We start from the raw sequence: 25,259 nt of genomic DNA, 5'->3' as shown, positions 1-25,259 counted from the left end.
TTTTACATCATTACTTCAATACTGAAGCAACTGTTTTACCTATATCTGCAGGCGAACTAACAACATGTATTCCGCAATCAGACATAATTTTCATTTTAGCTTGTGCCGTATCATTCTCTCCCCCTACTATAGCTCCGGCGTGTCCCATGGTTCTTCCTTTGGGAGCCGTCTGACCTGCTATGAATCCAATAATAGGTTTAGGTGCGCCTATAGATTTGTACCATTGGGCTGCATCAGCCTCAAGCTGACCTCCGATTTCTCCTATCATAACAATACAATCTGTATCTCCATCATTCATTAATAATTCAACTGCTTCTTTGGTCGTTGTTCCAATTATTGGATCTCCTCCGATACCTATGGCAGTAGAAACACCATATCCTGCTTTTACTACCTGATCAGCAGCTTCATATGTCAATGTACCGGATTTGGAAACAATTCCTACTTTTCCTTTTTTAAATACGAACCCTGGCATAATTCCCACCTTAGCTTCATCTGCAGAAATCACTCCCGGACAGTTAGGTCCTATTAGTGTACAATTATATGATTTTATGTAATTTTTTACTTTTACCATATCTTCTACAGGAATTCCTTCTGTTATACATACAATAACTTTAATACCTGCTTCTGCTGCCTCCATAACTGAATCTGCAGCAAATGCTGGAGGTACAAAAATAATTGATGTATCGGCCTGAGTCTTTTCAACTGCTTCTTTAACAGTATTAAAAACCGGTCTCTCCAAATGTGTAGAACCTCCTTTTCCTGGAGTAACTCCTCCAACTAAATTGGTTCCAAACTCTATCATTTGCTCTGCATGAAATGTACCTTCCTTTCCAGTAAAGCCCTGGACTATAACTTTTGAATTTTTATTAACTAATACTGACATATTTTCTCATTTTTTGTGTAAAACTAATATATTTATTTTATATTATTCCTAAATTATTTACCCAATTTTTTTAATGCGGCTAATTCTTTCAACATCTTCCTAGCTTCATCCGCCGGATAACCAAAATAGGTTTTTCCTCCTTCCAAATCTTTGGAAACACCTGATTGGGCTAATATTACTGCTTTTGCTCCTATGGTTAAAGAAGAAGCAAAACCTGCTTGTCCCCAAATAGTAACTTCATCTTCAATATTACAGCATCCTGCTATTCCAACCTGCGAAGCAATTAAACATTTTTTTCCAATAATAGTATCATGTCCAATCTGGATTAAGTTATCCAGTTTACTTCCCTTTCCTATAATTGTTGTTGCGGTAACTCCCCTATCGATAGTACAATTTGAACCGATTTCAACTTCATTTTCAATTTTAACATTACCTACTGACTTTAATCGATCGTAAGAATCACCCCGGTTTTTATAATAAAAACTATCTCCTCCTATAACTGTTCCTGACTGGATAATCACATGATCTCCTATTTCAGTAAAATCATGTATTGTTACATTAGGAAAAATAATACAATTTTTTCCAATCTTTACTTGTTTTCCAATATATACCCCTGGCTGAATAGTCGTACCCTCTCCTATCTTTACATCAGAAGAAATTATCTCTTCTTGCTTTTCAAACTTTCTAAAATAGGAATTGATAAGATTAAAATCTCTGAAAGGATCTTCAGAAATAATCAGACTTTTCTCGGAAGGACATTCTACTTCCTTATTTATTAAAATGGTAGTAGCATTGCTTTGAATAGCTTTATCATAATATTTAGGATGATCAACAAAAACAATTTCTCCTTTTTCAATTCTATGGATTTCATTGGTACCATAAATAAGAAAATTGTCATCACCTACATAATCTGCTTTTATTATGTCAGCAACTTCTTTAAGTGTATAAGGTCTTGGAAATTTCATATCTGATTAAAGATTAAAAAATTTACTATTTTACTCTTTCAATATAAGAACCATCATCGGTATTAATTTTAATTTTTTCTCCAGCTTCAATAAATAAAGGTACAAAAACTCTGGCTCCTGTTTCTATAATAGCATTTTTAAGTGCATTAGTAGCTGTATTCCCTTTTACACCCGGTTCGGCTTCAATAACTTCCATAATAACACTCGCTGGTAATTCTGCTGATAGCGGTGTTTCATCTTCTTCCTTCAAAACAATCATTAATTCTTCACCAGCTTTCATAAATTGAGAATTCTCAATTAAATTTTTATCAATATAAATCTGAGAAAAATCATCATTATTCATAAAATGGAATCCATGATCGTCATCATACAAATATTGATATTTGCGGGTAATAACTTTTACTTCTTCAATTTTGCTTCCTGCAGAAAATGTATTTTCAACAACTTTTCCAGAGGTTAAAGATTTTAATTTTGTTCTTACGAAAGCAGGTCCTTTTCCTGGTTTAACATGTAAAAACTCAATTACTTTATAAATATCATCATTAAAATTGATACAAAGACCCTTTTTAATGTCTCCCATTGTAGCCATAAAACTATATTTTAATCTAAATTTATATTTATTCTATATTTCTAACTGCATTAAAGCCTTTCATTACTCCTCTCATACTTGATTGTATAAACTGAATAATTTCATCTCTTTCCGGAGTAGCTTCAAATTCTCCTTCAACGACAGATAAAGCCTGAGAAATATTTAACTTTTTCTGAAAAATAACACGATAGATACTTTGAATTTCCGCAATTTTTTCTGAAGAAAATCCTCTTCTTCTTAAACCGACCGAGTTTATTCCTGCGTAGGAAAGCGGATCTCTTGCTGCTTTAGAATAAGGTGGCACATCTTTTCTTACTAATGAGCCTCCTGCAACAATTGAATGTCTTCCTATTTTATTAAACTGATGAACTGCAACCATTCCGCCAATTATAGCAAAATCCTCAACTATAACGTGTCCGGAAAGACCTACTCCATTTACTATAATAACATTATCACCTATGACACAATCATGGGCTACGTGGGCAGTGGCCATAATATAGGAATTACTTCCTACTTTGGTATATCCTAAAGCAGTAGTTCCTTTATTTACTGTCACACACTCTCGAATAACAGTATTGTCTCCTATATAGGTAAAGGTTCTTTCACCTTTATATTTTAAATCCTGTGGTTCAGCAGATATAACTGATCCGGGAAATATTTTACAGTTTTTACCAATTCTTGCGCCTTCCATGATAGTTACATTAGAACCTATCCAGGTACCTTCTCCTATTTCAACATCCTTATATACAGAGGAAAACGGCTCAATAACAACGTTATTTGCTATTTTTGCATCAGAATGTACAAATGCTAGTGGTTGAATCATCTTTTATTCTTTTGTTTTAATTACCTGGGCCATCATTTCAGCTTCAACGACCATCTGACCGTTACAATATCCATACCCTTGCATATGAACAATTCCTCTTCTAATAGGCTCAAGTAAGTCTATTTTAAGTATAAGGGTATCTCCAGGAACAACTTTTCTTTTATGTTTAACTTTGTCTAATTTAATTAAATAGGTAGAATAATTCTGAGGATCATCCACATTCTCCAAAACAAATATTCCTCCGGTTTGTGCCATTGCTTCAATCTGCAAGACTCCTGGCATAACAGGTTCATTAGGGAAATGACCTACGAAAAACGGCTCGTTTATTGTTACATTTTTAACTCCGATAATATGCTTCTTATCCACTTCAAGAATTTTATCTACCAATAAAAACGGAGGTCTGTGCGGAAGCATACGCATAATATCATTGATATCATACACAGGTTCTTTTTCAAAGTCAATTTCAGGAATGTTTTTTCTTTTGAACAATTTATACAATTTATTCAATTTTTTTGCAAATTGAGTATTGCTGTGATGTCCTGGTTTAGTAGCAATAATTTTCGCTTTTAATTTAACTCCTACCAAAGTCAAGTCACCAACAACATCTAATAATTTATGTCGGGCAGCTTCATTAGGATAATAAAGAGTCACATTATCCAGAATACCATTTGGACGTACACTTACTTCCGGTTGTTCAAATACAAGCTTTAATTTTTCAAGTGTTTCTTGCGATAGTTCCTTATCTACGTATACAATAGCATTATTTATGTCTCCACCTTTAATAAGTCCGGAATCTAATAGCATTTCCAATTCATGAAGAAAACTAAATGTTCGTGCTTTAGCAAATTCTTCTTTGAATTCTTTTATATTCTTCATGGTTGCATTTTGTGTACCTAAAACTTTGGTACCAAAATCTACCATTGTGGTTACTTCAAAATAATCGGAAGGAATAGCTGTAATTTCAGAGCCGGTTTCCGGATCTGTATAGGATACTATTTCTTTAATTGCAAAGTATTCTCTTTCTGCTTCCTGTTCAACAATACCAGCATCATCTATCGCTTCAACAAAAAATTTGGAAGATCCATCCATAATCGGAGGTTCAGAGCTGTTAAGCTCAATGTATGCATTATCTAAATCCATACCTGTAAGAGCTGCCAGAACATGTTCACAAGTATGTATTTTCACACCTTTTTTTTCAAGAACAGTTCCTCTTTCGGTAGATGTAACATAAGTAGCATCTGCCTCAATGGTAGGTTGTCCCTCTAAATCAACTCTTACAAAAACAAATCCTGTATTTACCGGAGCTGGTTTAATGGTCATGGTTACTTCTTTACCTGTGTGAAGTCCTTTACCTTTTAAAGTAAACTCCTGTCTTAGCGTCTTCTGCTTTTCTGACATTGTCTTATATTTTGTTATATTTTATTTAACTTTAGATATTCGATTTTATTTTATTTTCCATTTTTTTTTCAAGCTGATCAATTCTTTTAACTATTTCTGGAAATTGTTTGAAGTAGATAAAACTTTTTTGATATTTCATATATTGCATTGCCGGAGAACCAAACAATCGTTGACTGTCAGGCACGTCATTGGTTATTCCACTCTGAGCCTGAATAACTACTTTATTTCCTATTTTAATATGTCCTGAAATGCCGACCTGACCACCTAGCATACTCCAGCTTCCTATTTTAGAAGATCCTGCGATTCCTGACTGAGAAGCTATAACAGTGTGTTCTCCTATTTCAACATTATGGGCTACCTGAATAAGGTTATCAAGCTTTACTCCTTTTTTTATTATGGTTGAACCTATGGTTGCTCTGTCAATGGAACAATTAGAACCAATTTCGACATTATCTTCAAGCACTACATTACCCAATTGTGGTACTTTTTCATACCCATTGTTGGTTGGCTGAAAACCAAATCCATCTCCACCTATAATTGTCCCTCCATGAATCACACAGTTGTTTCCTATAATACAATCATTATAAATTTTAACTCCGGGACCTATAAAACAATTATCACCTATACTAACATTGTCTCCCAAATATGTTTGGGGATAAATTTTTGAGTTGTTACCGATTTTAACATTATTTCCCACATATGCAAAAGCACCTATATATATGTCAGTTCCAAGAGTTGTAGAATCAGAAATAAAAGAAGGTTGTTCAATACCCGATTTCTGAGATTTCATTTCATTGTAAAATCTCAACAATTGATTAAATGCCGAATAAGCATCTTCAACTAAGATAATTGTGGGTAATCCCGAAATATCTTCGGGTAATAAATTTTTTGAAATCATTACAATGGAGGCCTGTGTATCCTTAAGATAAGCCTGAAATTTTTCTCCACCTAAAAAAGTTAGAGTTCCCGGTTTTCCTTCTTCTATTTTTGAAATATAAGAAACTTTTACATCCGGATTTCCTAATACCTCTCCTTTGACTAAATTTGCTATTTGCTCAGCGCTAAATTCCATAATTGGCAAATGTAATGATTTTATTAAAATTACAAAAATGTTTATTAAAGAGACTCTAAGCCTCTGGGAATACAAAAATGATAGCGGGAAATTTTCCTTTTCAGATCTTTTATGAATACCTGATTATCCATATCCTGCAACTCTATTACGGTACCATTTTTCAATACTAACCGTATAGGATCTTTCTCGTCTTCGTAAGCAATGATACTTAATTTATTTTGATGTACAAAATAGCTACCGTCTTCAACCTGATAAAAATCAGCCGCTTTCTTTTGTAATTTTTTCAATTCAGAAGCAGAAATAGGTTGAGAAGTTATTCTTGAATAAGGTAAATTTCTTTGAATAATTACTTTGCTTAAAATGCTCAGAATTTTATCCTCATGATTCTGCCAAATTTTTAAAGCAGATAATATATCTGAATCATCTAGCTGAGCAAACTTATTGATGTCTTCAACCGTTAAATTACTGTAGTCAGATTTATTGAGAAAATATTTTAGAATTCCAGATGCAGGCAGGTCTACTCCTTTTTTTGTTAATAATTTTGCTCGTTTCAAAGCCTCTATGAGATAAAATTCAGCAGTCATTGAGGTTTTATGAAAATATACCTGCCAATACATAAACAATCGGGAAGTAAGATATTTTTCAATTGAATAAATACCTTTTGCTTCAATGACTAATTCATCATTTACTACATTCATCATTGTTATAATTCTTTCTGAATTTACATTACCTTCAGAAACTCCTGTAAAAAAGCTATCTCGTCTTAAATAATCTAATCTGTCTAAATCTATTTGTCCGGATATTAGCTGATGAAAAAATTTTCTGGGATATTGATCGAGAAAGATATCAATAGCTAATTGCAATTCTCCGTTAAATTCTTTGTTAAGCAAATTCATGAAAGTGATTGAAACTTTTTCGTGATGCATGCCTTCCATAAGAGTAGATTCCAAAGCATGTGAAAACGGACCATGTCCTATATCATGCAATAGTATAGCTGTTACTACAGCCCTTTCTTCTTCTTTAGATATTATTACACCTTTATCTTTAAGCACCTGCAATGCCAGCTGCATTAAATGTGTACTTCCCAAAGCATGCAAAAATCGGGTATGAGTAGATCCGGGATAGACATAGTTGCTTAATCCTGTTTGAGAAATTCTTTTTAATCTCTGAAAATAAGGATGTTCCAATAAATCAAATAATAAATCATCTGAAATTGAAATAAATCCTAACACAGGATCATTAAAGATTTTCCTTTTATTTTTTTTACTTTGTTCCAAAGGATATATTTTTTGTATTTTTATTGCAAAAATATAATAAATAAAGAATATACAAATGGCTGTAAAAATATTGTGGATTGATGATGAGATAGAAATGTTGGAACCTCATATCATTTTTTTAAAGAATAAAGGATATGAGGTTTCGGGTATAAATAATGCCGCAGATGCTCTTGAATTAATTCCAAAAGGTAACTATCAGGCAGTTCTGCTTGATGAAAATATGCCAGGTATCGGAGGGCTTGAAGCTTTACAGAAAATTAAAGAAATAGATGTTCGTCTGCCTGTTGTAATGGTTACAAAAAATGAGGCGGAAGATATTATGGAAGAGGCTATTGGCGAACAGATTGCAGATTATATTTTAAAACCGGTCAATCCTAATCAGGTTTTGCTTAGCCTGAAAAAAATTTTAAAGAGTGAAGAAATTATTGAAAAGAAAACTGTTTTAAATTATCAACAGGAATTTCGGAAAATTTCAATGGACTTAATGTATGCCCAAAGTTATGAAGACTGGGTGCAAATTTACCTGAAGCTAATCCAATGGGACTTAAAGTTTGATAAACTTTCAGATTTGGAGATGAGTCATATACTTCAGAATCAAAAAGAAGAAGCCAATAATTTATTTTCTAAATTTATTGAAAATAATTATCACGACTGGCTACATTCTGATCAGAAGCCTGTTATGTCTCACACTGCATTTAAAGAAGTTATACGTCCTGTTATTTCTGAAAACAAAAAAGTTTTATTGTTAATGATAGATAATTTAAGATATGATCAATGGAAAACTATAGAACCTCTTTTTACAAAATATTTTAGTTCTGCTAAAGAAAAATCTTATTTCAGTATTTTACCATCTGCCACCCAATATGCAAGAAATTCGTTTTTTGCAGGATTAATGCCTTTGGAAATCGAAAAAAAATATCCGGAATATTGGATAGGAGAAAATGATGAAGGGCATAAAAATCAATATGAAAATGAATTATTATCTATGCAGTTACAACGTTTAGGCTTAAAGGGAATCAGAAATAAATACTTTAAAATTTTAAATGCTGAATTTGAAAGGAAAATTTATGAAGAGTTTAAATCGCATAGCAGCAATGCTGATTTTATAACTATCGTCTATAATTTTATTGATATCCTTTCTCATGCAAAGACAAATAATAATATTGTTAATGAACTTATAAGGGATGATAAGACTTTTCGTTCATTAACTTATACATGGTTTGAAAACTCAAGTATTTTAAAAATTATTCAACTAGCAGCCGAAGATGGATTTAAGGTTGTAATAACTACGGATCATGGAACTATATATGTTAAAAAACCTAGCCGGGTAATTGGTGATAAAGAATCATCAACAAACCTGAGATATAAGCTGGGTAAAAATTTACAATTTGAGGATAAGGATGTTTTTGTCGTTAATAATCCTGAATCGTATTATTTGCCTAAAGTAAATGTTAATTCCAAGTATATTTTTGTTAAAGAAAACAAATTCTTTGCCTATCCTAAAAATTACAATCATTTTGTAAATTACTATAAAGATACTTATCAACATGGAGGTATTTCAATGGAAGAAATGATTATACCAATAACCATTTTGGAATAAATAGGAATAAATTTAAAATATAAAGAAAAGGTTCGTAATAGAACCTTTTTATCCTAGATTGAATGTGTTTATACTTGAATTCTCTAGCATATTATAAATATTTTATTGCCTAACTTTAAAGCTCCATGTAAAATAAAAGATTGCTACACAATCGCCCGATTCATCAATTCCTTCAGATTTAACAATTATGGATTCACCCTTTTGAGAAATAATAGATTTTGCTATTATATTTTCTATTTCTTTTCCTTGTACACAAGTAAACGTTAACGTGCCAATCGCTTTTTTAAGGAATTCAGCTTCTTGTTTAATTACCAACATGGAAATATCATGTTTAAATTTATTTATAGCATTTATGCACAATACACCTGAAGATAATTCAGCAGCCATTCCCTGAACTGCCCAAAACATGGATTTAAACGGATTCTGATTTATAAAAGCAAGACTTACCTGCGTTTTTGCTACTGTTTCTGAGGAAAATTGTAATGTTATACCTGCCAGTTCTGCGATGGGTAAATGATCTTTGATAAATATTGCAAAGTTTTCTTTTGTCATTTTTTAAGGTTTTAACAAATATACATTATTTAATATTTGATAGAATATTAAAAATAATTATACACTTTGACTGGACAAAAGTTTAGTTTTTAAATCAACTATCATTATTTAAACATATATAAACTATCAAGTATTCATTTATGAAGGTTATTTACAGATAATTATTGTCAACATTTATGATAGTTTGTATCTTTACAAAAATTATTATCGCATGAATTTAAAGCAACTTGCATTTTCATTTATCATTTTCAGTCTTGTAATTAGTTGTGGTACCAGTGAAAGAATTATTGTAAATAAAAAAATTATCGATATTGAAGGAGAACCTATGCTTGTGGGAAGAATCACCCAAGAAGCTCTTTCTGACTCTGTTTTCAATAGTTGGTACTCAGAACAATATGACTCATACACTCCTGATCTCAATGTTGTAAAAAAAATTAAATCAAGACTTAAGCTTTATAATATTGAAGTTTTTTTAGGCACCTGGTCAGAAGAAACTCAGAAACAACTTCCCAGATTTATGAAGGTTCTTGAAACTTCTAAATTCCCCGAGAGCAAATTAGCTTTATATGCTGTCAATAGAAATAAAGAAAGTTTTTACGGAGAACAAAATCAAAAAAATATTAATGAAATACCTACCTTTATTATATATAAAGGAAATATTAATAAAAAACGCGGTCTTTGTGAGATAGGAAGAATTAACGGAAAACCAAATCAAACATTTGAATTAGACCTTTATAAAATAGTAACCGGCAAAAAATTCAATGAAGTTACAAACAAGCCTAAACATATAAAAATAAAAAAAAGTACTAGAAAAAAATAACTTACATACTGCCTTTTTAAAATAATTAATTGTCTGATATGTATAAAAATATGTTAAGTTTAGTAAAAAAAATATCCATCACTCTTTTAATAGTAATAATTGTTTCATTAGTCATTTTTTTAATTTTTAAACATAGTGGAAGTGAAAATACTGTAGCTGATACACGTATCATAAACCATGAACTGCAAAGACTAAATAAAATGATTGTAATTGAGCAAAATTATTCTGCTTTTCGTACCAAAAAATATAATGATTATAACCCCAGATATTTAAGCTTTTTAAATAAAAATATTGTATTATATATAACGGCTAAAGCTCAGGTAACTTATGATATGAAAAAAATGAAGGTTGATATAGATTCTATCCATAAAAAAATTCATTTAATTTCGATTCCTGCTCCCGAATTGCAAATATATCCTAATGTTGAAATTTACAGTATGGAGGACGGTTTATTTAATCGTTTTTCTAAGTCCGACTTAAATACGGTTATGGAAGAAGGAAAAAATGATATTAAAAACGAGGTTGAAAAATCCAATATAAAAACATTAGCTCAAAACCAGCTTATAACCAATTTAAAAGAACTATATGCTACAGCTAAGTTATATGACTGGGAAGTTGTTGATGATACTCCTTATGCGAAACAAATACAATCTATCAAAAACTGAGAAAATACTTTAGATTTATAAAATAAAAAATCCGGAAATTAGTAAAAATCCGGATTTTTATTTTATAACTACATGGATTACTTCATGTCAAACATTAATAATCCTAGTAGCATTTTAGGTTCTATAAACGTACTTTTTGCCGGAATTTTTAATCCTAAATCAGAAATAAGCTGTAAATCTGAAAAAGATACAGGATAAAATGCAAACCCAATTTTATAATCGCCGTTATCAACTGCGACTTTTATATCGGTTATTCCTTTTACATCTCCAGAACCTTTAATATAAGAAACCTTTTGTTTTTCTTCCTTATTTGTTGAAATATCAAAGATAGGCCCTAAAACAAATTTATTAAAAAGATAAGTATCAATATTTCCTAATCCTTCCGGTGTTCCCCTGAATTCATGTTTAATATATAATCCATAAAACTTTCCTTCAAAATACATGCTTATATGATGTTTATGCGACGGAAAATAAGGCTGTACTCCTTTTTCATTAATTGTGAAATGCTCTTCCAGTCTGGCAAATAATTCATCACGTGTCAATCCGTTTAAAGATTTTATTAACCGGTTATATTCATGAATTCTGATAGATTGGCTGGAAGCAATCAGTGACATTACATGATGGTTCTGATCAAATAAAAAATCTTTAGACTTACTTTTTTCTTTAATTTTATCAGAATGCTCTACAGCAGCTGCCATACGGTAATGTCCATCGGCAAGATACAGAGCAGGAAGTTTTTCCACAGCATCTTTGAACTGAGCCAGTTTTAGCCGATTGTTCACTCTCCATAACTTATGAGAAATCTCCAGCTCATCTATAATTTGAATTAAAGGCTTACTTTTCATTTCCAAATCCATCATTACTTCCAACTTTGAGTTGGAATCATAACTTAACAGTACTGGATTAGATTGTAAATAAGTAATGTCCAGAAACTGAGTAAACACTTTTTGTTTTTGTTCATTGGTTTGTTCCGGAACTTTAACATTATTTTCTTTAAAGTCATCTACTGAAATTAAACCGATAATACCTTTAAATATTTCTCCGTTTCTCTTTTTCTGTTCATAAATATATATTGAGGCAGGGTCATTTTCAACAAAATTTTCATTCAGATAATCTTCAAATCTTTTCCTTACTTTCTTAAACCTGTTTTCAAGGGGACTTTCTCCTTTAAAAAAGGTTGGTTTTATTATATCAACGTAAGAGGGTGTTTTCCCTCTGAGCTTTGATTTAATTTGCTCTTCTGAATAATTTTCAGGAGAATACATTGGAAAATCAGAAGTATTTTCTTCTTTTGCATGAATTCCTTTGAACGGTTTAAAACTTAGCATAAAATATATTTACGAATCTTCAATTATTTTTTATAAAATTCAATAATTTGATCGGCTAATTCCAATCCAACTCTTTCTTGTGCTTCAAGAGTGTTACCTCCAATGTGAGGAGAAAGAGATAATTTAGGATTCATTAATAAGGTAATTTCAGGTTTAGGCTCTTTTTCAAAAACGTCTAAAGCTGCACCAAAAATTTTATCTTCATTTAAAGCATTTACTAAAGCTACTTCATCTATAACTCCTCCACGCGAAGCATTAACAATGATAGCATTTTTTTTCATTTTTTCTAATTCCTCCTTACCTATTACATATTTTGGCTGTTTAGGTACGTGTACTGAAATTGCATCTGAGTTTTTAAGAACTTCTTCCATAGATACGGTAGAAATTTCAAAATTAACTTTTTGCCCATCATAAAAATCCAGTGTTATAGTTTTAGTTATATCCACAGCATCTGTAACTAAAACTTTCATCCCTAGTGCCAAACCGATTTTTACCACTTCTACACCTATACGTCCAAACCCGATAACTCCTAAAGTTTTACCTCCTAATTCCATGGCTCCGCCATATGATTTTTTAAGTGCAGAAAAATTAGTATCTCCTTCCAGAGGCATATTTCTGTTGGAATCCTGAAGATAACGATAAAGTGAAAACATATGGGCAAACACTAGCTCTGCAACCGAACGCGAAGAAGCTGCCGGCGTATTTATAACCTGAATTCCTTTTTCCTTTGCATAGGCAACATCTATATTGTCCATACCTACTCCTCCTCTTCCTATAATTTTAAGTCCAGGACATTCGTCTATAAGTTCTTTTCTCACTTGTGTAGCACTTCTTACCAATAGAACTTCAACTCCATTTTCATTAATGAAGTTTGCCAATTGTTCCTGAGCAACTTTATGATTTAAAACTTCCAGTCCGTTATTTTCCAAAACTTCTATAGCAGAAGCCGATATTCCATCGTTAGGTAATATTTTCATGTTTTTATATATAATTTTTATGCAGTTCTTTCTAATTCTTTCATTACATTAACCAAAGCTTCCACTCCTTCTACCGGCATTGCGTTATAAATACTGGCCCGGTATCCTCCGACAGTTCTATATCCTCCTACCCCTATAATATTGGCATCTTTCCACATTTGGTCAAATTTTGCTTTGTATTTTTCTTCATCATTAAGGAAAAAACATACATTCATCAGGGATCGATCTTCTTCAACGCATACTCCTCTGAAAAGTGGATTTCTGTCAATTTCGTTATATAGAAGTGCTGCTTTCTCTATATTTCTTTTTTCAATACCCGCAGTTCCTCCTTGTTTTTCCAACCATCTTAAATTCAATAATGTTGCATAAACCGCAAAAACAGGAGGTGTATTTGCCATACTTTCTTTAGCTATATGAACCTGATAATCTAAAGAAGAAGGTAATTCTCTTCCAGATTTACCTAAAAGATTTTTGTTTACTACGACTACTGTTACCCCAGCTGGTCCTAAATTTTTTTGAGCTCCGGCATAAATGATTCCAAACTGGTTATAATCTATATCTCTGCTTAATATATCTGATGACATATCGCATACTACAGGAACAGACGTTTCAGGAAATGATTTCATTTGTGTTCCATACACCGTATTATTAGAAGTTATATGTAAATATGCAGCATCTTCAGGAATTGTGTAACCTTTAGGTATCTGAGTATAATTATTTTCTTTTGAAGAAGCAATAACTTCAATAGCACCTATTTTTTTTGCTTCTTTAATAGCTGCTGATGCAAAGTTTCCACTATCCACATATACAGCTTTGGAATTATCATTTAATAAATTATAAGGTGCCATAGCAAATTGAAGACTGGCTCCTCCCTGTAAAAATAAAACCTCGTGATCGTCATCCAGTTTCATCAGCTTTTTAGCTAATGCACGGGCTTCATCCATAATAGCGATAAAATCTTTACTTCTGTGCGAAATTTCTATTAAAGAGGTTCCGCTGTTATTGAGATCAAGCACGGCTTGTGCTGCTTGTTGAAGAACTTCCTCCGGTAATGTAGAAGGACCTGCACTAAAGTTATATTTTTTCATTAGTTAAGATATATTTCTTTTGTTTAGTTTGGGTGATTTATTAAGGTGAATATTAGTCTATATGTAAAAATTCTTTTTTTGCCAGCAATTCTTCATCCGATTCTACTTCATTTTCATCAGGAACACAACAATCTACCGGACATACGGCGGCACACTGAGGCTCTTCATGAAAACCTTTGCATTCCGTACATTTATCTGCTACAATATAATAAACATCATCCGATACTGGCCTTTGGGGGGCATCTGCATCAATGGAAAGACCACTTTTAGTTACTAGCATCCCTTTTAAGCTCGTACCTTCTGACATTTTCCAATCTACAGCTCCTTCATATATCGCGTTATTAGGGCATTCCGGCTCACATGCTCCACAATTGATGCATTCATCCGTAATTTTTATAGCCATATCTATTTTTTAATTTATTTTTGTGCAAAATTAATCATTTTTTTTCACATAATTTATATTATAAATGAGTTTAGAGCTAAGAATAAAGTCCCTGGAAGGTGTACGAAATGTTTTACATCAATTTATAAAAAATGAGGTTACAGATACCCCTTCTTATTCTGAATTTGAGAATTCTCTTCGACTTGCAGAAATTAAAAACCCATGGTTTACAAAAAAAAATATATTAACAGCACTGGAATATTGGGACAGAGTATTGACAAGCAATACCCTTTTTTCCTGGCTTGAAAAATACTCTTACAAAGATGTACAAACTAAGACAATAGGTCTTGTACTGGCAGGAAATATTCCTATGGTAGGACTGCATGACTGCCTATGCGTACTACTCCTTGGCTTTAAAGCTAAAATTAAACTTTCGTCTAAAGACAATGTTTTGATTCCTTTTATTTTGAATCTATGGAAAGAGTTTTGTGATGAACTGGAATTTGAATTTGTAGAAAAACTTGAGAAGTTTGATGCTGTCATAACAACCGGAAGTAATAATACTGCCCGGTATTTTGAATACTATTTCAAAGACATTCCTCATATTATAAGAAAAAACAGAACTTCCGCTGCAATACTTACCGGAAATGAAAGTGAAGACGAGCTTATAAAGTTAAGTAATGATATATTTACTTATTTTGGTTTAGGTTGCCGAAGTGTTACCCAGGTATTTATTCCTGAGAATTTTGATTTGGATCGATTATTTCAATCATTTATTCAACAGCAGGATGTCATCCACCATAATAAATACGCTAATAACTATGATTATAATAAAGCTATTTATTTGATGAATAATGATCAATTCTGGGACAATAACTTTATTATGCTTAAAAATTCAGAGGAACTGTACAGTCCCATAGGTGTTTTGTATTTTACAAGGTACGACACCCTTCTTTCAGTTGAAAGCTTCATGAATAGTCATTCAGATAAAATACAATGTATTGTATCCGGCTCCCATGCGTTTCCGTTTAAAACTATTCCGTTTGGTGAAAGTCAAAATCCAGATATATCAGAATATGCTGATGGCATAGACACAATAAATTTTTTACTTTCCATTTAAAAGAAATAGCTATCTTTTATCAACTAAATGTGAAACTAGAAGTACTTTTAAAATAATTTTTTTATTTTTTGAAAATTATTCTATTTTTACTTTTTCAATAAATGAACAAATTGTTACTCTTATGAAATCATTACAAGGTTTAGGTGTTGCACTAATAACACCTTTTAACGAGGATGGGACGATTGATTTTCCTTCTCTTGAAAATTTAGTAAATTATAATGTTGATAATGGAGTGGATTATCTGGTAGTTTTAGGTACTACAGCAGAAACAGCTACTTTAAATTCTGACGAAAAAAAACAGGTAATCGAGGTAATAAAGAAGAGTAACAATAAAAGATTACCCTTGGTTCTTGGAATTGGTGGAAACAATACTGTAGAAGTAATGAAACAAATAATTGATTCAGATCTTGAAGATTTTGCTGCGGTGCTATCCGTTTCACCTTATTATAATAAACCGACCCAGGAGGGGATTTATCAGCATTTTAAAACGATTGCCATTCAGTCTCCTGTACCGATTATCGTGTACAATGTCCCTGGAAGAACAGGTTCAAATATGGAAGCCGCCACTACCTTGAGGCTGGCGAATGAAGTATCCAATATCATTGCCATTAAAGAAGCCAGTCCTAATTATTTACAATCGACAGATATTATTAAAGATAAACCGTTTGATTTTCTGGTAATTTCAGGTGATGATGAATTTGCGCTACCAATGACTCTTGCCGGCGGAAGCGGAGTTATTTCCGTTTTAGGACAAGGTATGCCTGAAATGGTATCGAAAATGATTCATTTCGGACAGAATAAACAGGTGGAAGAAGCCTATAAAATACATTACGACCTACATAGTTTATTCAGATTAATATTTAAAGAAGGAAATCCTGCTGGTATAAAAGCATTATTATCTGTAAAAGGAATATGCAAACCGTATACCCGGTTACCACTGATTCCGGCATCTAAAAGTCTTATTTCATCTATTGAAAAAGAATTGGAGAAAATATCAGTTCTGTCATAATTTCAAATTTAAGTAAACTTAATAGTATTATTTATATAAACAATATTTCTTTAAACTTCGAGTTAAAAGACGTATGGATATTTATTTGTATAAAACATTAAAAATATGTATTTTTGCAAGCTGATGAAAAGACTAATTCTTATAATTTTACCGCTTGTGCTTTTGACAAGCTGTGAAAGACGACTTAATCAAGCATTAAAAAGTGATAAGAAAGACTTTATACTCAAAGTTGCCGAGGAGTATGAGCAAAAAAAGAAATATACGCAGGCTATAAGCTTGTATGATTATGCGGCCAAATTTGTGGTAGGTACCGATGAAGCTCCTGAAGTAGCTTACCGAACTGCCAATCTAAACTACAGAGATGGAAATTTCAGGCTCGCTGCCCATCAATTTAAAAATTTTGTTGTTTCCTATCCTAAAGATCGTAGAGTTGATGAAGCTTCCTATATGGCAGCTTACTGTTATTATTCAAATTCTCCGGATTACAATCTGGATCAAACCAATACCTATGATGCTTTGCGTGAATTACAGCTTTACATAGACGGACATCCGAATTCTGATAAGGTTGCTTATTGCAATGAAATGATTAGTGATCTGAACAAAAAACTGGAAAAGAAAGCATTTGAAAATGCCAAGACTCTTTATAAAATAACTGAATACAAAGCAGCTATTGTTTCTTTTGACAATGTGCTGGAAGATTTTCCAGATACCAAGTTTAAAGAAGATATTCTTATTTATTCCTTAAGAGCAAAAACTGAACTTGCAGTAAATTCGATCCACCGTTTACAGGAAGGAAGAATTAATGATGCGGTTAAATCTTATGAAGCTTTTGTAAAATTATATCCTTCATCTGAATATTCAGATGAAGCAAAACGTTTAAATAATCGTTTGGACAATGCACGTGATTCATTTAAAAATAAAGAAAAACTTTTGAATGAAGCAAATGATAAATTAGATGAAAAGAATAAGGATTTAAATAAAGAAAGAAAAAAAATAAGTTAATAATACAACATAATAGTATCCCAAATATGAACCTAAAAGAATTAAATGCACCCTCTACAACTATTACTTTCAACAGAGAACAAATTGAAAGTAAGGTAGGAAACATTTATGAAGCCATTGTTATTATAGGAAAAAGGGCAGAACAAATCAATACCATTATTAAAAATGATTTGAATCAAAAGCTGGATGAATTTGCTTCAAACAGTGATTCTCTTGATGAAATATTCGAAAACAGAGAACAAATTGAAGTATCCAAATATTATGAAAGACTTCCTAAACCGGCACTTATTGCTATTCAGGAATGGCTGGATAATGAAGTTTATTTCAGAAAAACCGAAGCTCAGTAAAAAGTACATATAAAATTATGTCGGTTTTACAAGGAAAAAAGATATTATTGCTCGTAACTGCCGGAATAGCAGCTTACAAAACTTCTTTCCTTGTAAGACTTTTAAAAAAAAAGGGAGCGGATGTTCAGGTTCTTATGACCCCGGATTCCCATCATTTCGTAACCCCTCTTACGTTATCTACATTATCTAAAAACCCTGTTTACACCGAATTTTTTGATGGTGAAACCGGGGATTGGAATAATCATGTTGATTTAGCACTTCATGCTGATTATATTCTTATCGCTCCTGCTACTTCAAACACTCTATCAAAAATGGCCAGTGCAGAAGCAGATAATCTGGTTCTTGCCACTTATTTATCCGCAGTTTGTCCCGTTTTTTTTGCTCCTGCCATGGATTTGGATATGTATAAAAATCCTTTTAATCAAGAAAATATAAACCGACTTCAAAACAAAGGAGATATTCTTATTCCACCCAACAAAGGAGAACTTGCCAGCGGATTGGAAGGTGAAGGCCGAATGGCTGAGCCTGAGGAAATTATTTCTTTTGTTGAATCTTATATAAAAAAAGGTCTTATTTTCTATGGAAAAAAGTTATTGATAACTGCCGGCCCCACTTATGAGGCTATTGACCCGGTCAGATTTATTGGCAATCATTCTTCGGGTAAAATGGGTTTTGAACTTGCAAAAACTGCTGAAAAATGGGGAGCTGAAGTAACTCTTATCTCAGGACCTACCCATGAAAAAACAGGTTCTTACTCTTCCATTGAATTACTTTCGGTTACTTCTGCTCACGAAATGCTTCAGGCAGTACTTGAACATTATTCTTCTGCAGACATAGCTATAATGTCCGCAGCAGTTTCTGATTATCGACCGGAAATTGTGTCTGACACTAAAATAAAAAAAGACGATGATCGATTAACTCTTTCACTGGTAAAAAATGAAGATATTCTTCTTCGTATGGGTAAAGAAAAGAAAAATCAGTTTTTGGTTGGTTTTGCTCTCGAAACTAACAATGAAGAAAGCAATGCTTTAAAAAAACTAAAAAAGAAAAATCTGGATGCTATCATTCTCAATTCTTTACAGGATAAGGGTGCCGGTTTTAAGTCCGATACAAATAAAATTACTATCTTTGATAAAACCGAAAGCAAAGAAATTTTTTCACTCAAATCTAAAGAAGAAGTTGCTGAGGATATTTTAAAATATATACATTCAAGAATTTAAAAATTTGTAAATGAAGCGATTATTTTACATTTTATTATGGTCATTACTGCCTGTTTTCAGTTTTTCACAGGAATTACTGGCAGAGGTAGTTGTTAATTATAGTAAAGTACAGGGTTCAAATACCCAGGTTTTTAAAACTCTTGAAAAAAGTCTGAAAGATTTTATAAATAATACCAGCTGGACCAATCAACCGCCACTGGCATTGCAGGAAAGGATTCGCTGTTCGTTCAGTATATTAATAGACGAACGTCCATCTACCGATAAATTTAAAGGATCCATCCTTATTCAGTCTTCACGACCTGTGTATAATTCTACCTACTCTACACCGGTTTTAAATTTTCAGGATAATCATTTTAGCTTTGACTATATAGAATTTGAACCTCTGATTTTTAATGATAGAAAATTCAGTGGTAAAAATCTTATTGATGTGATCTCTTTTTATGTGTATATGGTGTTAGGCTATGATGCGGATACTTTTTCCCAGCGAGGCGGAACGGAATATTTTACCATAGCTCAGAAAGTAGCAAACAATGCTGTGAATCAGGGATTTAACGGATGGAATTCCTTTGACGGTCCTAAAACCCGCGGAGGTTTAATTGCAGATCTTATCAGCGATCAATCAAACACCCTTCGTGGTATCACCTATCAGTATCATCGATTAGGATTAGATAATATGCCTTCCAATGAATTACAGGCTAAAAATGTTATCGCATCCAATTTGATGAAACTTAATAGTTATTCAGGTAATTATCTATTTTTTCCTCTGGATATATTTTTAACAGCAAAAAAAGAGGAAATAAAAAATATATTTTCCGGAGGACAACCGGCAACATCTGTAAACGTCAGCGATTTAAAAACTCTGCTTCAGACCATAAACCCTATTAACAGTACCGAATACTGGGATAAAATTAAAAATTAATTCTTATGTTACACCATTTATCAATCCGCAATTATGCTTTGATTGATGTGCTTGATATTTCCATTCCTTCAGGAATGACCACCCTGACTGGTGAAACCGGTGCAGGTAAATCGATCATACTGGGTGCATTAAAGTTGGTAATGGGAGAAAGAGCAGATCTTAAATCTTTAAAAAAAGAAGATGTCAAATGTATTATTGAAGCTGAATTTATTCTGAATAAGGATCTGTTTGCTGGTATCTTTAAAGAATTGGAGCTGGACTTTGAAGAGCATACTTATCTACGTAGGGAAATTCTTCCCTCCGGTAAATCAAGAGCTTTTGTAAATGACAGTCCCGTTACTTTGGATGTTTTGCAAAAATTATCTGCTCATCTTCTGGATATACATTCTCAGTTCGAAACTTCTCAATTGCTGAACGAAAATTATCAACTTCGACTTCTTGACAACTTTTCATCGCTAAAGAAAGATCTGAATGAATACAAAATTGTTTTTGACTCTTTTCGGGATGTAAATAAAAGATTGGCATACCTTCAGGAAAAGCTTGCAGCAGGTAATCAGGATTTTGAATATTCTCAATATTTATTAAACGAACTGGAAAGTGCTGAACTGGATCATCTAAACTTTACTGAAGTTGAGGAGGAATTAAATGTAATGAAAAATTCCGAATTCTTAGCTCAGCTCTTATCAGAAACTAAACAAATTCTGGATAATGATGATTTGGGTCTATTGGTCAAGATACAAGAAATTTTATCACGGCTGGATAAAGGAACTCAAATCTCTTCAGATTTGGATAATTTAGAATCCAGAATTCAAAGTGTGAAAGCTGAACTTCAGGATATTTCGGATGAAGCTGAAATTATGCTGGAAAAGCTAGAATTTAATCCCGCCAAGTTTGAAGAGTATACTCAAAAAGTAAATTTGATACACGGCCTTCTGGTTAAGCACAAAGTTTCTACAATAGAGGAATTGGTATCCGTACGTGACGAATTACGAACGGAAACTTCCAGTATTTCCGATTTTGAAACAGAAATAGCTGACATACAAAATAAATTGCATAGTCTTACTGAAAAACTTACTAATTTATCCCAAACATTACATAAAAAAAGAAAGAGTCATATTCCGTTGCTTGAAACCAAGCTCGTTGAAACACTGGCCCGTCTGGGTATGGATAAATCTACTTTAACCATTGATATCACAGATGCTCAGGAATTTACATTTTCCGGTAGGGATAAGATTTCCATTTTATTTTCTGCAAATACCGGAATGAAAGTTCAACCTATAGCAAAAGCTATATCAGGAGGAGAACGTTCCCGAGTAATGATGGCTATCAAAAAAATAATGGCAGAAAATGAAGAACTGCCGACTCTTATTTTTGATGAAATTGATACCGGTGTATCTGGACGTATCGCTAATGAAATGGGAAAACTTATGAAAGAAATGGCTCTTCATATGCAGTTGATAACCATCACCCATTTACCACAAGTTGCTGCCAAGGGGAATACTCAATTTAAAGTCGAAAAAAAAGAAGTTAACGGGGAAACTATTACTCAGGTGAGGGAACTTAACCATGAGGAAAGAATTGAGGAAATTGCCCAACTCTTAAGTGGCTCAGATATAACAGATAGTGCCAGACAACAGGCTATAAGTCTTTTTTCCGAATAAATTTATTTCTAGTTAGTAAGAAAATAAGCCCTATTTTTAAATATTTCCATAAATCCTATTTTATGGGAATACCCAATTATATTTTAATTGTATATTAGTCAAAAGTGCTGTATATTTTAACGTGATTTTAATGTGTATCTAAACCTTTGGTTAAGTTATTAAATTAAATAAAGCTGTTATAATTCATTTATTACATAATTTTTATGATAGCTATAAAAAAATCTATTAAGATGATACATCTTACTGTTATATTTATAACACCAAAAATAAACTTATGATCATTCTTGTAGTATTTTACATCTAGTTGAAAAACATTGAGCCTTATATCTAATTAATTATAATATCATCTCCTTCAATACTCGTAGAAAATTTTTATGCACTCCTAAAATACTCTTACTTTCAAATTTATTTTCTTCAGGATTCAAACCAGTCTGTTTTCTTTTATCGTGAACAATAAAAACGACATACACTTAACACAAAATATTTTATTTCAAAAATTTAGACTCAAACAATATTTAATATCTTTGTTGATTCATTAAAAATTTCAAATCAATTATTTTTATGCAGGAGTCCCCGTCATCTACTAAAGGTTTTTTTTATGCTCTTTTTTGTTATATCTCCTGGGGTGTTTTCCCTTTGTACTGGCATATGTTAATCAATGTTCCTTCGTTAGTTATATTATCGAACCGGATGCTATGGTCTTCTGTATTTCTTTTAGCCTTTTGTGTTATTTTAAATCCTGGATCTTTGTGGAAGGTAATGAACAACAGACGAAATATTTATTATATGTTTATTGCAGGGGTATTAATTACCTGTAACTGGGGAACTTATATTTACGCTGTGAATCATCAGTTTATCGTAGAATCCAGTTTAGGTTATTATATCAATCCTTTAATAAATGTTTTACTTGGTGTATTATTTTTTAAGGAAAAGCTAAGCCGCCTGGAAAAACTGGCAACCTTACTTGCTTGTATCGGGGTATTGTACTTTACTTTCAGTTATGGAGAATTTCCTTCTATTGCCTTTATGCTGGCTATCAGCATGGGAATTTACGGAATGGTTAAAAAGAAAGCAAATCTGCCCCCTGTCCAAGCACTAACGCTGGAAACCCTACTCGTAACTCCTGCCGCAATTATTTACCTGTTTTTTGCCATGAATACCGGTCAGTTCATTATCTCTGAATTACCTGTTTTAACAACTGTTTTACTAATTTTAGGCGGAATTGTTACGGCTATACCACTCCTTTTATTTGCTTCAGCTGTTAAAATACTCCCCTATTCTACGCTGGGATTTATTCAATATATTGGCCCTACCATACAATTAATTATAGGGGTATGTGTTTTTAAAGAAAAGTTTACATCAGCTCATGCAGTATGTTTTCTTTGTATATGGACCGGGTTACTTTTTTTTACAATCAACCTGATACAAAAGTCTTCTGCAAAAAGAAAACTTGCTAAAAAATTAAAATCCTAATCAATACTAACTATTCAATTTAATAATTTATAGTTACAATATTTAGTAATTTACTGTTTTATTATAGCCACAATTGTTTGACAGCTCTACTTTTATAAGCTTATTTTTTTCGTAGGTATAAACATATTTAAAAAATAATCGATTATTTATATATTTTTCTACCACCTGTAACTTTTGATTTTTATAAGTACTTCTAATGTATGATTGTAAATGTTCTACCTCATGAAAACTAATTTCATTGATCAGCTGTACCGGATGATTATAACCTGAAAAACTTTCATAGTATTTGGTACCATTAGGTATTTCTACTTCACGATTACAGGATAATATTAAGTTCACAAATACTAAAATATACCACTTCTGCATAGTTTTAAAGATATCATAAAAATTAAATTTATCTAATTGATTATATTCTGAGCGTAATGATAAACAGAAAATTTTTTTAAAATTTTCTAATATGCAGTGTTATTAATTTGATTTCATAATTATACGGAAATTAAACAATAGTATAACTTTTTTGAGTTTGTAAGGAAAAATATAGATCCTTTATACAATAATTCAATTTTATATAAATGATTACATTTAAAATTTTGACATTGTGGATATCCTCCCATTTTTTATTTCTGTAAATTTAAGACTATTATTCTTTAGCCAAAATGTAAAAACTTATATTTTCATACTTTTTATCTTATTATATTTTATATTTACGGATTTCCTTTTTTTATGCTCATTAAAATGTCTTTATTTTGCACTCAACATTAAAACTTTATTAAGACCTAATTAGAAGCTATTTTAGATATACCCAAAAATGTATCTAAGAAAAAAAGAAAGCTAACACCTTTCTTTTTTTCTTTTAGCTACTTTACCAATTAAAAAACCATAGCTACTTTCAATTTTGTGAATTTAAGTTTTTGAATCCTTGTATCTCCTTATCTAAATTCCATTAAAACATTCCTTATAAATAATAAAAATACACTTGTCAAGCACATTCAATTCTATTTGTGATTTCTTTCTAATCAGTCTCTACTGATGATCTACTATTATATTACCCAAAATACAAGATAAAAAATGAGATAATCATTATTTTTATCTTATTTTATTTAGTATTTTACGGATTTCCTTTTTTTATGTTTATTTAAATGTCTTTATTTTGCACTCAACATTAAAACTTTATTAAGACCTAATTAGAGGCTATTTAGATATACCCAAAAATGTATCTAAGAAAAAAAGAAAGCTAACACCTTTCTTTTTTTCTTTTAGCTACTATACCAATTAAAAAATCATAGCTACTTTTAATTTTGTTAATTTAAGTTTTTGAATCCTTGTATCTTCTTATCTAAATTTCTATTATAACATTCCTTATAAATAATAAAAATACAATTGTCAAGCACATTCAATTCTTTTTGTGATTTTTTTCTGATCAGTCTTTACTGATGATCTATTACTATATCACCCAAAATACAAGATAAAAAATGAGATAATCCTTGTTTTTATCTTATTTTATTTAGTATTTTACGGATTTCCTTTTTTTATGCTCATTAAAATGTCTTTATTTTGTACTCAACATTAAAACTTTATTAAGACCTAATTAGAGGCTATTTAGATATACCCAAAAATGTATCTAAGAAAAAAAGAAAGCAAACACCTTTCTTTTTTTCTTTTTGCTACTAAACCAATTAAAAAATCATAGCTACTTTCAATTTTGTAACTTAAGTTTTTGAATCCTTGTATTTCCTTATCTAAATTTCTATTATAACATTCCTTATAAATAATAAAAATACACTTGTCAAACACATTCAATTCTATTTGTGATTTCTTTCTGATCAGTCTCTGCTGATGATCTATTACTATATAACCCAAAATACAAGATAAAAAATGAGATAATCTTTGTTTTTATCCTATATTATCTAGTATTTTACGGATTTCCTTTTTTTATGTTTATTTAAATGTCTTTATTTTGTACTCAACATTAAAACTTTATTAAGACCTAATTAGAAACTATTTCAGATATAGGCTAGATATATCTGAGAAAAAAAGAAAGCTAACACCTTTCTTTTTTTCTTTTTGCTTATAAACCAACTGTAGACTC

24 protein-coding genes are annotated in these 25,259 nt (G+C 31.6%); 11 read left to right on the top strand and 13 right to left on the bottom strand.

Annotated elements, in window-relative coordinates; translation table 11 throughout:
• Positions 1-10 precede the first annotated feature (10 nt).
• From sucD to EOV51_RS10660, 7 genes are read right to left on the bottom strand one after another with little or no spacing between them, the layout of a single operon-like run.
• The gene (gene sucD / locus EOV51_RS10690) at positions 11-883 is read right to left on the bottom strand and encodes a succinate--CoA ligase subunit alpha (RefSeq protein WP_128152519.1); all 873 of its coding nucleotides are present in this window, start codon (positions 881-883) and stop codon (positions 11-13) included.
• A gap of 53 nt (positions 884-936) precedes the next feature.
• Positions 937-1,848 (bottom strand): UDP-3-O-(3-hydroxymyristoyl)glucosamine N-acyltransferase, encoded by a 912-nt coding sequence (locus tag EOV51_RS10685; protein ID WP_128152518.1) that lies wholly within the window; start codon positions 1,846-1,848, stop codon positions 937-939.
• 25 nt (positions 1,849-1,873) lie between these two features.
• Positions 1,874-2,437: an elongation factor P gene (gene efp, locus EOV51_RS10680; RefSeq protein ID WP_128152517.1), complete on the bottom strand. Its 564-nt coding sequence runs from the start codon at positions 2,435-2,437 to the stop codon at positions 1,874-1,876.
• Between the two features lie 28 nt (positions 2,438-2,465).
• Positions 2,466-3,260, bottom strand: a complete 795-nt coding sequence (lpxA, locus tag EOV51_RS10675; RefSeq protein ID WP_128152516.1) for an acyl-ACP--UDP-N-acetylglucosamine O-acyltransferase — start codon at positions 3,258-3,260, stop codon at positions 2,466-2,468.
• 3 nt (positions 3,261-3,263) lie between these two features.
• Positions 3,264-4,658: a bifunctional UDP-3-O-[3-hydroxymyristoyl] N-acetylglucosamine deacetylase/3-hydroxyacyl-ACP dehydratase gene (locus EOV51_RS10670; RefSeq protein WP_128152515.1), complete on the bottom strand. Its 1,395-nt coding sequence runs from the start codon at positions 4,656-4,658 to the stop codon at positions 3,264-3,266.
• A gap of 31 nt (positions 4,659-4,689) precedes the next feature.
• Positions 4,690-5,730 carry a UDP-3-O-(3-hydroxymyristoyl)glucosamine N-acyltransferase gene (lpxD, locus tag EOV51_RS10665; protein ID WP_128152514.1) on the bottom strand — a complete coding sequence of 347 codons (1,041 nt, stop codon included), beginning with the start codon at positions 5,728-5,730 and terminating at the stop codon, positions 4,690-4,692.
• A gap of 44 nt (positions 5,731-5,774) precedes the next feature.
• Positions 5,775-7,007 carry an HD domain-containing protein gene (locus tag EOV51_RS10660; RefSeq protein WP_128152513.1) on the bottom strand — a complete coding sequence of 411 codons (1,233 nt, stop codon included), beginning with the start codon at positions 7,005-7,007 and terminating at the stop codon, positions 5,775-5,777.
• Positions 7,008-7,062: 55 nt separating this feature from the next.
• Between EOV51_RS10660 and porX the strand changes: the two genes are divergently transcribed.
• Positions 7,063-8,607, top strand: coding sequence for a T9SS response regulator signal transducer PorX (porX, locus tag EOV51_RS10655; protein WP_128152512.1), 1,545 nt, complete (start codon positions 7,063-7,065; stop codon positions 8,605-8,607).
• Positions 8,608-8,709: 102 nt separating this feature from the next.
• Here the strand turns inward: porX and EOV51_RS10650 are convergent, their stop codons facing one another.
• Positions 8,710-9,159 (bottom strand): thioesterase, encoded by a 450-nt coding sequence (locus EOV51_RS10650; protein WP_128152511.1) that lies wholly within the window; start codon positions 9,157-9,159, stop codon positions 8,710-8,712.
• 211 nt (positions 9,160-9,370) lie between these two features.
• Between EOV51_RS10650 and EOV51_RS10645 the strand changes: the two genes are divergently transcribed.
• Entirely contained in the window at positions 9,371-9,979 is a 609-nt protein-coding gene (locus EOV51_RS10645; protein WP_128152510.1) for a hypothetical protein, read from the top strand.
• Positions 9,980-10,029: 50 nt separating this feature from the next.
• The gene (locus EOV51_RS10640; RefSeq protein WP_164875294.1) at positions 10,030-10,644 is read left to right on the top strand and encodes a DUF4230 domain-containing protein; all 615 of its coding nucleotides are present in this window, start codon (positions 10,030-10,032) and stop codon (positions 10,642-10,644) included.
• A 77-nt stretch (positions 10,645-10,721) separates the two neighbouring features.
• On the opposite strand, the gene EOV51_RS10635 is transcribed toward EOV51_RS10640, so the two are convergent.
• Genes EOV51_RS10635 through EOV51_RS10620 form a run of 4 tightly spaced genes read right to left on the bottom strand, consistent with a single transcriptional unit; the run spans position 10,722 to position 14,440 of the window.
• Positions 10,722-11,972, bottom strand: a complete 1,251-nt coding sequence (locus EOV51_RS10635) for a DUF1015 domain-containing protein (RefSeq protein WP_128152508.1) — start codon at positions 11,970-11,972, stop codon at positions 10,722-10,724.
• 23 nt (positions 11,973-11,995) lie between these two features.
• Entirely contained in the window at positions 11,996-12,949 is a 954-nt protein-coding gene (locus EOV51_RS10630; RefSeq protein ID WP_128152507.1) for a D-2-hydroxyacid dehydrogenase, read from the bottom strand.
• A 17-nt stretch (positions 12,950-12,966) separates the two neighbouring features.
• Complete coding sequence (gene serC / locus EOV51_RS10625; RefSeq protein ID WP_128152506.1) at positions 12,967-14,037, bottom strand: 3-phosphoserine/phosphohydroxythreonine transaminase; 1,071 nt, start codon at positions 14,035-14,037, stop codon at positions 12,967-12,969.
• A 52-nt stretch (positions 14,038-14,089) separates the two neighbouring features.
• Entirely contained in the window at positions 14,090-14,440 is a 351-nt protein-coding gene (locus EOV51_RS10620) for a 4Fe-4S dicluster domain-containing protein (RefSeq protein WP_128152505.1), read from the bottom strand.
• A gap of 64 nt (positions 14,441-14,504) precedes the next feature.
• On the opposite strand from EOV51_RS10620, the gene EOV51_RS10615 reads away from it, so the two are divergent.
• The 8 genes from EOV51_RS10615 to rarD all read left to right on the top strand — a co-directional run bounded on the left by EOV51_RS10615 (position 14,505) and on the right by rarD (position 23,170).
• Positions 14,505-15,539, top strand: a complete 1,035-nt coding sequence (locus tag EOV51_RS10615) for an acyl-CoA reductase (RefSeq protein ID WP_128152504.1) — start codon at positions 14,505-14,507, stop codon at positions 15,537-15,539.
• A gap of 121 nt (positions 15,540-15,660) precedes the next feature.
• The gene (gene dapA / locus EOV51_RS10610) at positions 15,661-16,548 is read left to right on the top strand and encodes a 4-hydroxy-tetrahydrodipicolinate synthase (RefSeq protein ID WP_128152503.1); all 888 of its coding nucleotides are present in this window, start codon (positions 15,661-15,663) and stop codon (positions 16,546-16,548) included.
• A gap of 123 nt (positions 16,549-16,671) precedes the next feature.
• Positions 16,672-17,550, top strand: a complete 879-nt coding sequence (locus EOV51_RS10605; RefSeq protein WP_164875293.1) for an outer membrane protein assembly factor BamD — start codon at positions 16,672-16,674, stop codon at positions 17,548-17,550.
• Between the two features lie 26 nt (positions 17,551-17,576).
• Positions 17,577-17,897: a DNA-directed RNA polymerase subunit omega gene (locus EOV51_RS10600; protein ID WP_128152501.1), complete on the top strand. Its 321-nt coding sequence runs from the start codon at positions 17,577-17,579 to the stop codon at positions 17,895-17,897.
• Between the two features lie 17 nt (positions 17,898-17,914).
• Positions 17,915-19,117 carry a bifunctional phosphopantothenoylcysteine decarboxylase/phosphopantothenate--cysteine ligase CoaBC gene (coaBC, locus tag EOV51_RS10595; protein WP_128152500.1) on the top strand — a complete coding sequence of 401 codons (1,203 nt, stop codon included), beginning with the start codon at positions 17,915-17,917 and terminating at the stop codon, positions 19,115-19,117.
• Between the two features lie 10 nt (positions 19,118-19,127).
• The gene (gene porD / locus EOV51_RS10590; RefSeq protein WP_128152499.1) at positions 19,128-20,036 is read left to right on the top strand and encodes a type IX secretion system protein PorD; all 909 of its coding nucleotides are present in this window, start codon (positions 19,128-19,130) and stop codon (positions 20,034-20,036) included.
• 5 nt (positions 20,037-20,041) lie between these two features.
• On the top strand, positions 20,042-21,697 hold the full coding sequence (gene recN, locus EOV51_RS10585; protein ID WP_128152498.1) for a DNA repair protein RecN: 1,656 nt from the start codon (positions 20,042-20,044) through the stop codon (positions 21,695-21,697).
• 561 nt (positions 21,698-22,258) lie between these two features.
• Positions 22,259-23,170 (top strand): EamA family transporter RarD, encoded by a 912-nt coding sequence (gene rarD, locus EOV51_RS10580; RefSeq protein WP_128152497.1) that lies wholly within the window; start codon positions 22,259-22,261, stop codon positions 23,168-23,170.
• Between the two features lie 42 nt (positions 23,171-23,212).
• Here the strand turns inward: rarD and EOV51_RS10575 are convergent, their stop codons facing one another.
• Positions 23,213-23,536, bottom strand: a complete 324-nt coding sequence (locus EOV51_RS10575) for a hypothetical protein (protein ID WP_128152496.1) — start codon at positions 23,534-23,536, stop codon at positions 23,213-23,215.
• Positions 23,537-25,259 lie beyond the last annotated feature (1,723 nt).

It is taken from the genome of Apibacter raozihei, assembly GCF_004014855.1.
In the GTDB taxonomy this organism is placed as follows: domain Bacteria; phylum Bacteroidota; class Bacteroidia; order Flavobacteriales; family Weeksellaceae; genus Apibacter; species Apibacter raozihei.
Note: the sequence above shows the minus strand (reverse complement) of the source record. Positions and strands in the feature narration are given on the sequence as shown.

Bases quoted from the DNA above. Each gene is read 5' to 3' on its own strand.
- sucD (WP_128152519.1), bottom strand. From the start codon at position 883: ATGTCAGTATTAGTTAATAAAAATTCAAAAGTTATAGTCCAGGGCTTT.
- EOV51_RS10685 (WP_128152518.1), bottom strand. From the start codon at position 1,848: ATGAAATTTCCAAGACCTTATACACTTAAAGAAGTTGCTGACATAATA.
- efp (WP_128152517.1), bottom strand. From the start codon at position 2,437: ATGGCTACAATGGGAGACATTAAAAAGGGTCTTTGTATCAATTTTAAT.
- lpxA (WP_128152516.1), bottom strand. From the start codon at position 3,260: ATGATTCAACCACTAGCATTTGTACATTCTGATGCAAAAATAGCAAAT.
- EOV51_RS10670 (WP_128152515.1), bottom strand. From the start codon at position 4,658: ATGTCAGAAAAGCAGAAGACGCTAAGACAGGAGTTTACTTTAAAAGGT.
- lpxD (WP_128152514.1), bottom strand. From the start codon at position 5,730: ATGGAATTTAGCGCTGAGCAAATAGCAAATTTAGTCAAAGGAGAGGTA.
- porX (WP_128152512.1), top strand. From the start codon at position 7,063: ATGGCTGTAAAAATATTGTGGATTGATGATGAGATAGAAATGTTGGAA.
- EOV51_RS10650 (WP_128152511.1), bottom strand. From the start codon at position 9,159: ATGACAAAAGAAAACTTTGCAATATTTATCAAAGATCATTTACCCATC.
- EOV51_RS10645 (WP_128152510.1), top strand. From the start codon at position 9,371: ATGAATTTAAAGCAACTTGCATTTTCATTTATCATTTTCAGTCTTGTA.
- EOV51_RS10640 (WP_164875294.1), top strand. From the start codon at position 10,030: ATGTTAAGTTTAGTAAAAAAAATATCCATCACTCTTTTAATAGTAATA.
- EOV51_RS10635 (WP_128152508.1), bottom strand. From the start codon at position 11,972: ATGCTAAGTTTTAAACCGTTCAAAGGAATTCATGCAAAAGAAGAAAAT.
- EOV51_RS10630 (WP_128152507.1), bottom strand. From the start codon at position 12,949: ATGAAAATATTACCTAACGATGGAATATCGGCTTCTGCTATAGAAGTT.
- serC (WP_128152506.1), bottom strand. From the start codon at position 14,037: ATGAAAAAATATAACTTTAGTGCAGGTCCTTCTACATTACCGGAGGAA.
- EOV51_RS10620 (WP_128152505.1), bottom strand. From the start codon at position 14,440: ATGGCTATAAAAATTACGGATGAATGCATCAATTGTGGAGCATGTGAG.
- EOV51_RS10615 (WP_128152504.1), top strand. From the start codon at position 14,505: ATGAGTTTAGAGCTAAGAATAAAGTCCCTGGAAGGTGTACGAAATGTT.
- dapA (WP_128152503.1), top strand. From the start codon at position 15,661: ATGAAATCATTACAAGGTTTAGGTGTTGCACTAATAACACCTTTTAAC.
- EOV51_RS10605 (WP_164875293.1), top strand. From the start codon at position 16,672: ATGAAAAGACTAATTCTTATAATTTTACCGCTTGTGCTTTTGACAAGC.
- EOV51_RS10600 (WP_128152501.1), top strand. From the start codon at position 17,577: ATGAACCTAAAAGAATTAAATGCACCCTCTACAACTATTACTTTCAAC.
- coaBC (WP_128152500.1), top strand. From the start codon at position 17,915: ATGTCGGTTTTACAAGGAAAAAAGATATTATTGCTCGTAACTGCCGGA.
- porD (WP_128152499.1), top strand. From the start codon at position 19,128: ATGAAGCGATTATTTTACATTTTATTATGGTCATTACTGCCTGTTTTC.
- recN (WP_128152498.1), top strand. From the start codon at position 20,042: ATGTTACACCATTTATCAATCCGCAATTATGCTTTGATTGATGTGCTT.
- rarD (WP_128152497.1), top strand. From the start codon at position 22,259: ATGCAGGAGTCCCCGTCATCTACTAAAGGTTTTTTTTATGCTCTTTTT.
- EOV51_RS10575 (WP_128152496.1), bottom strand. From the start codon at position 23,536: ATGCAGAAGTGGTATATTTTAGTATTTGTGAACTTAATATTATCCTGT.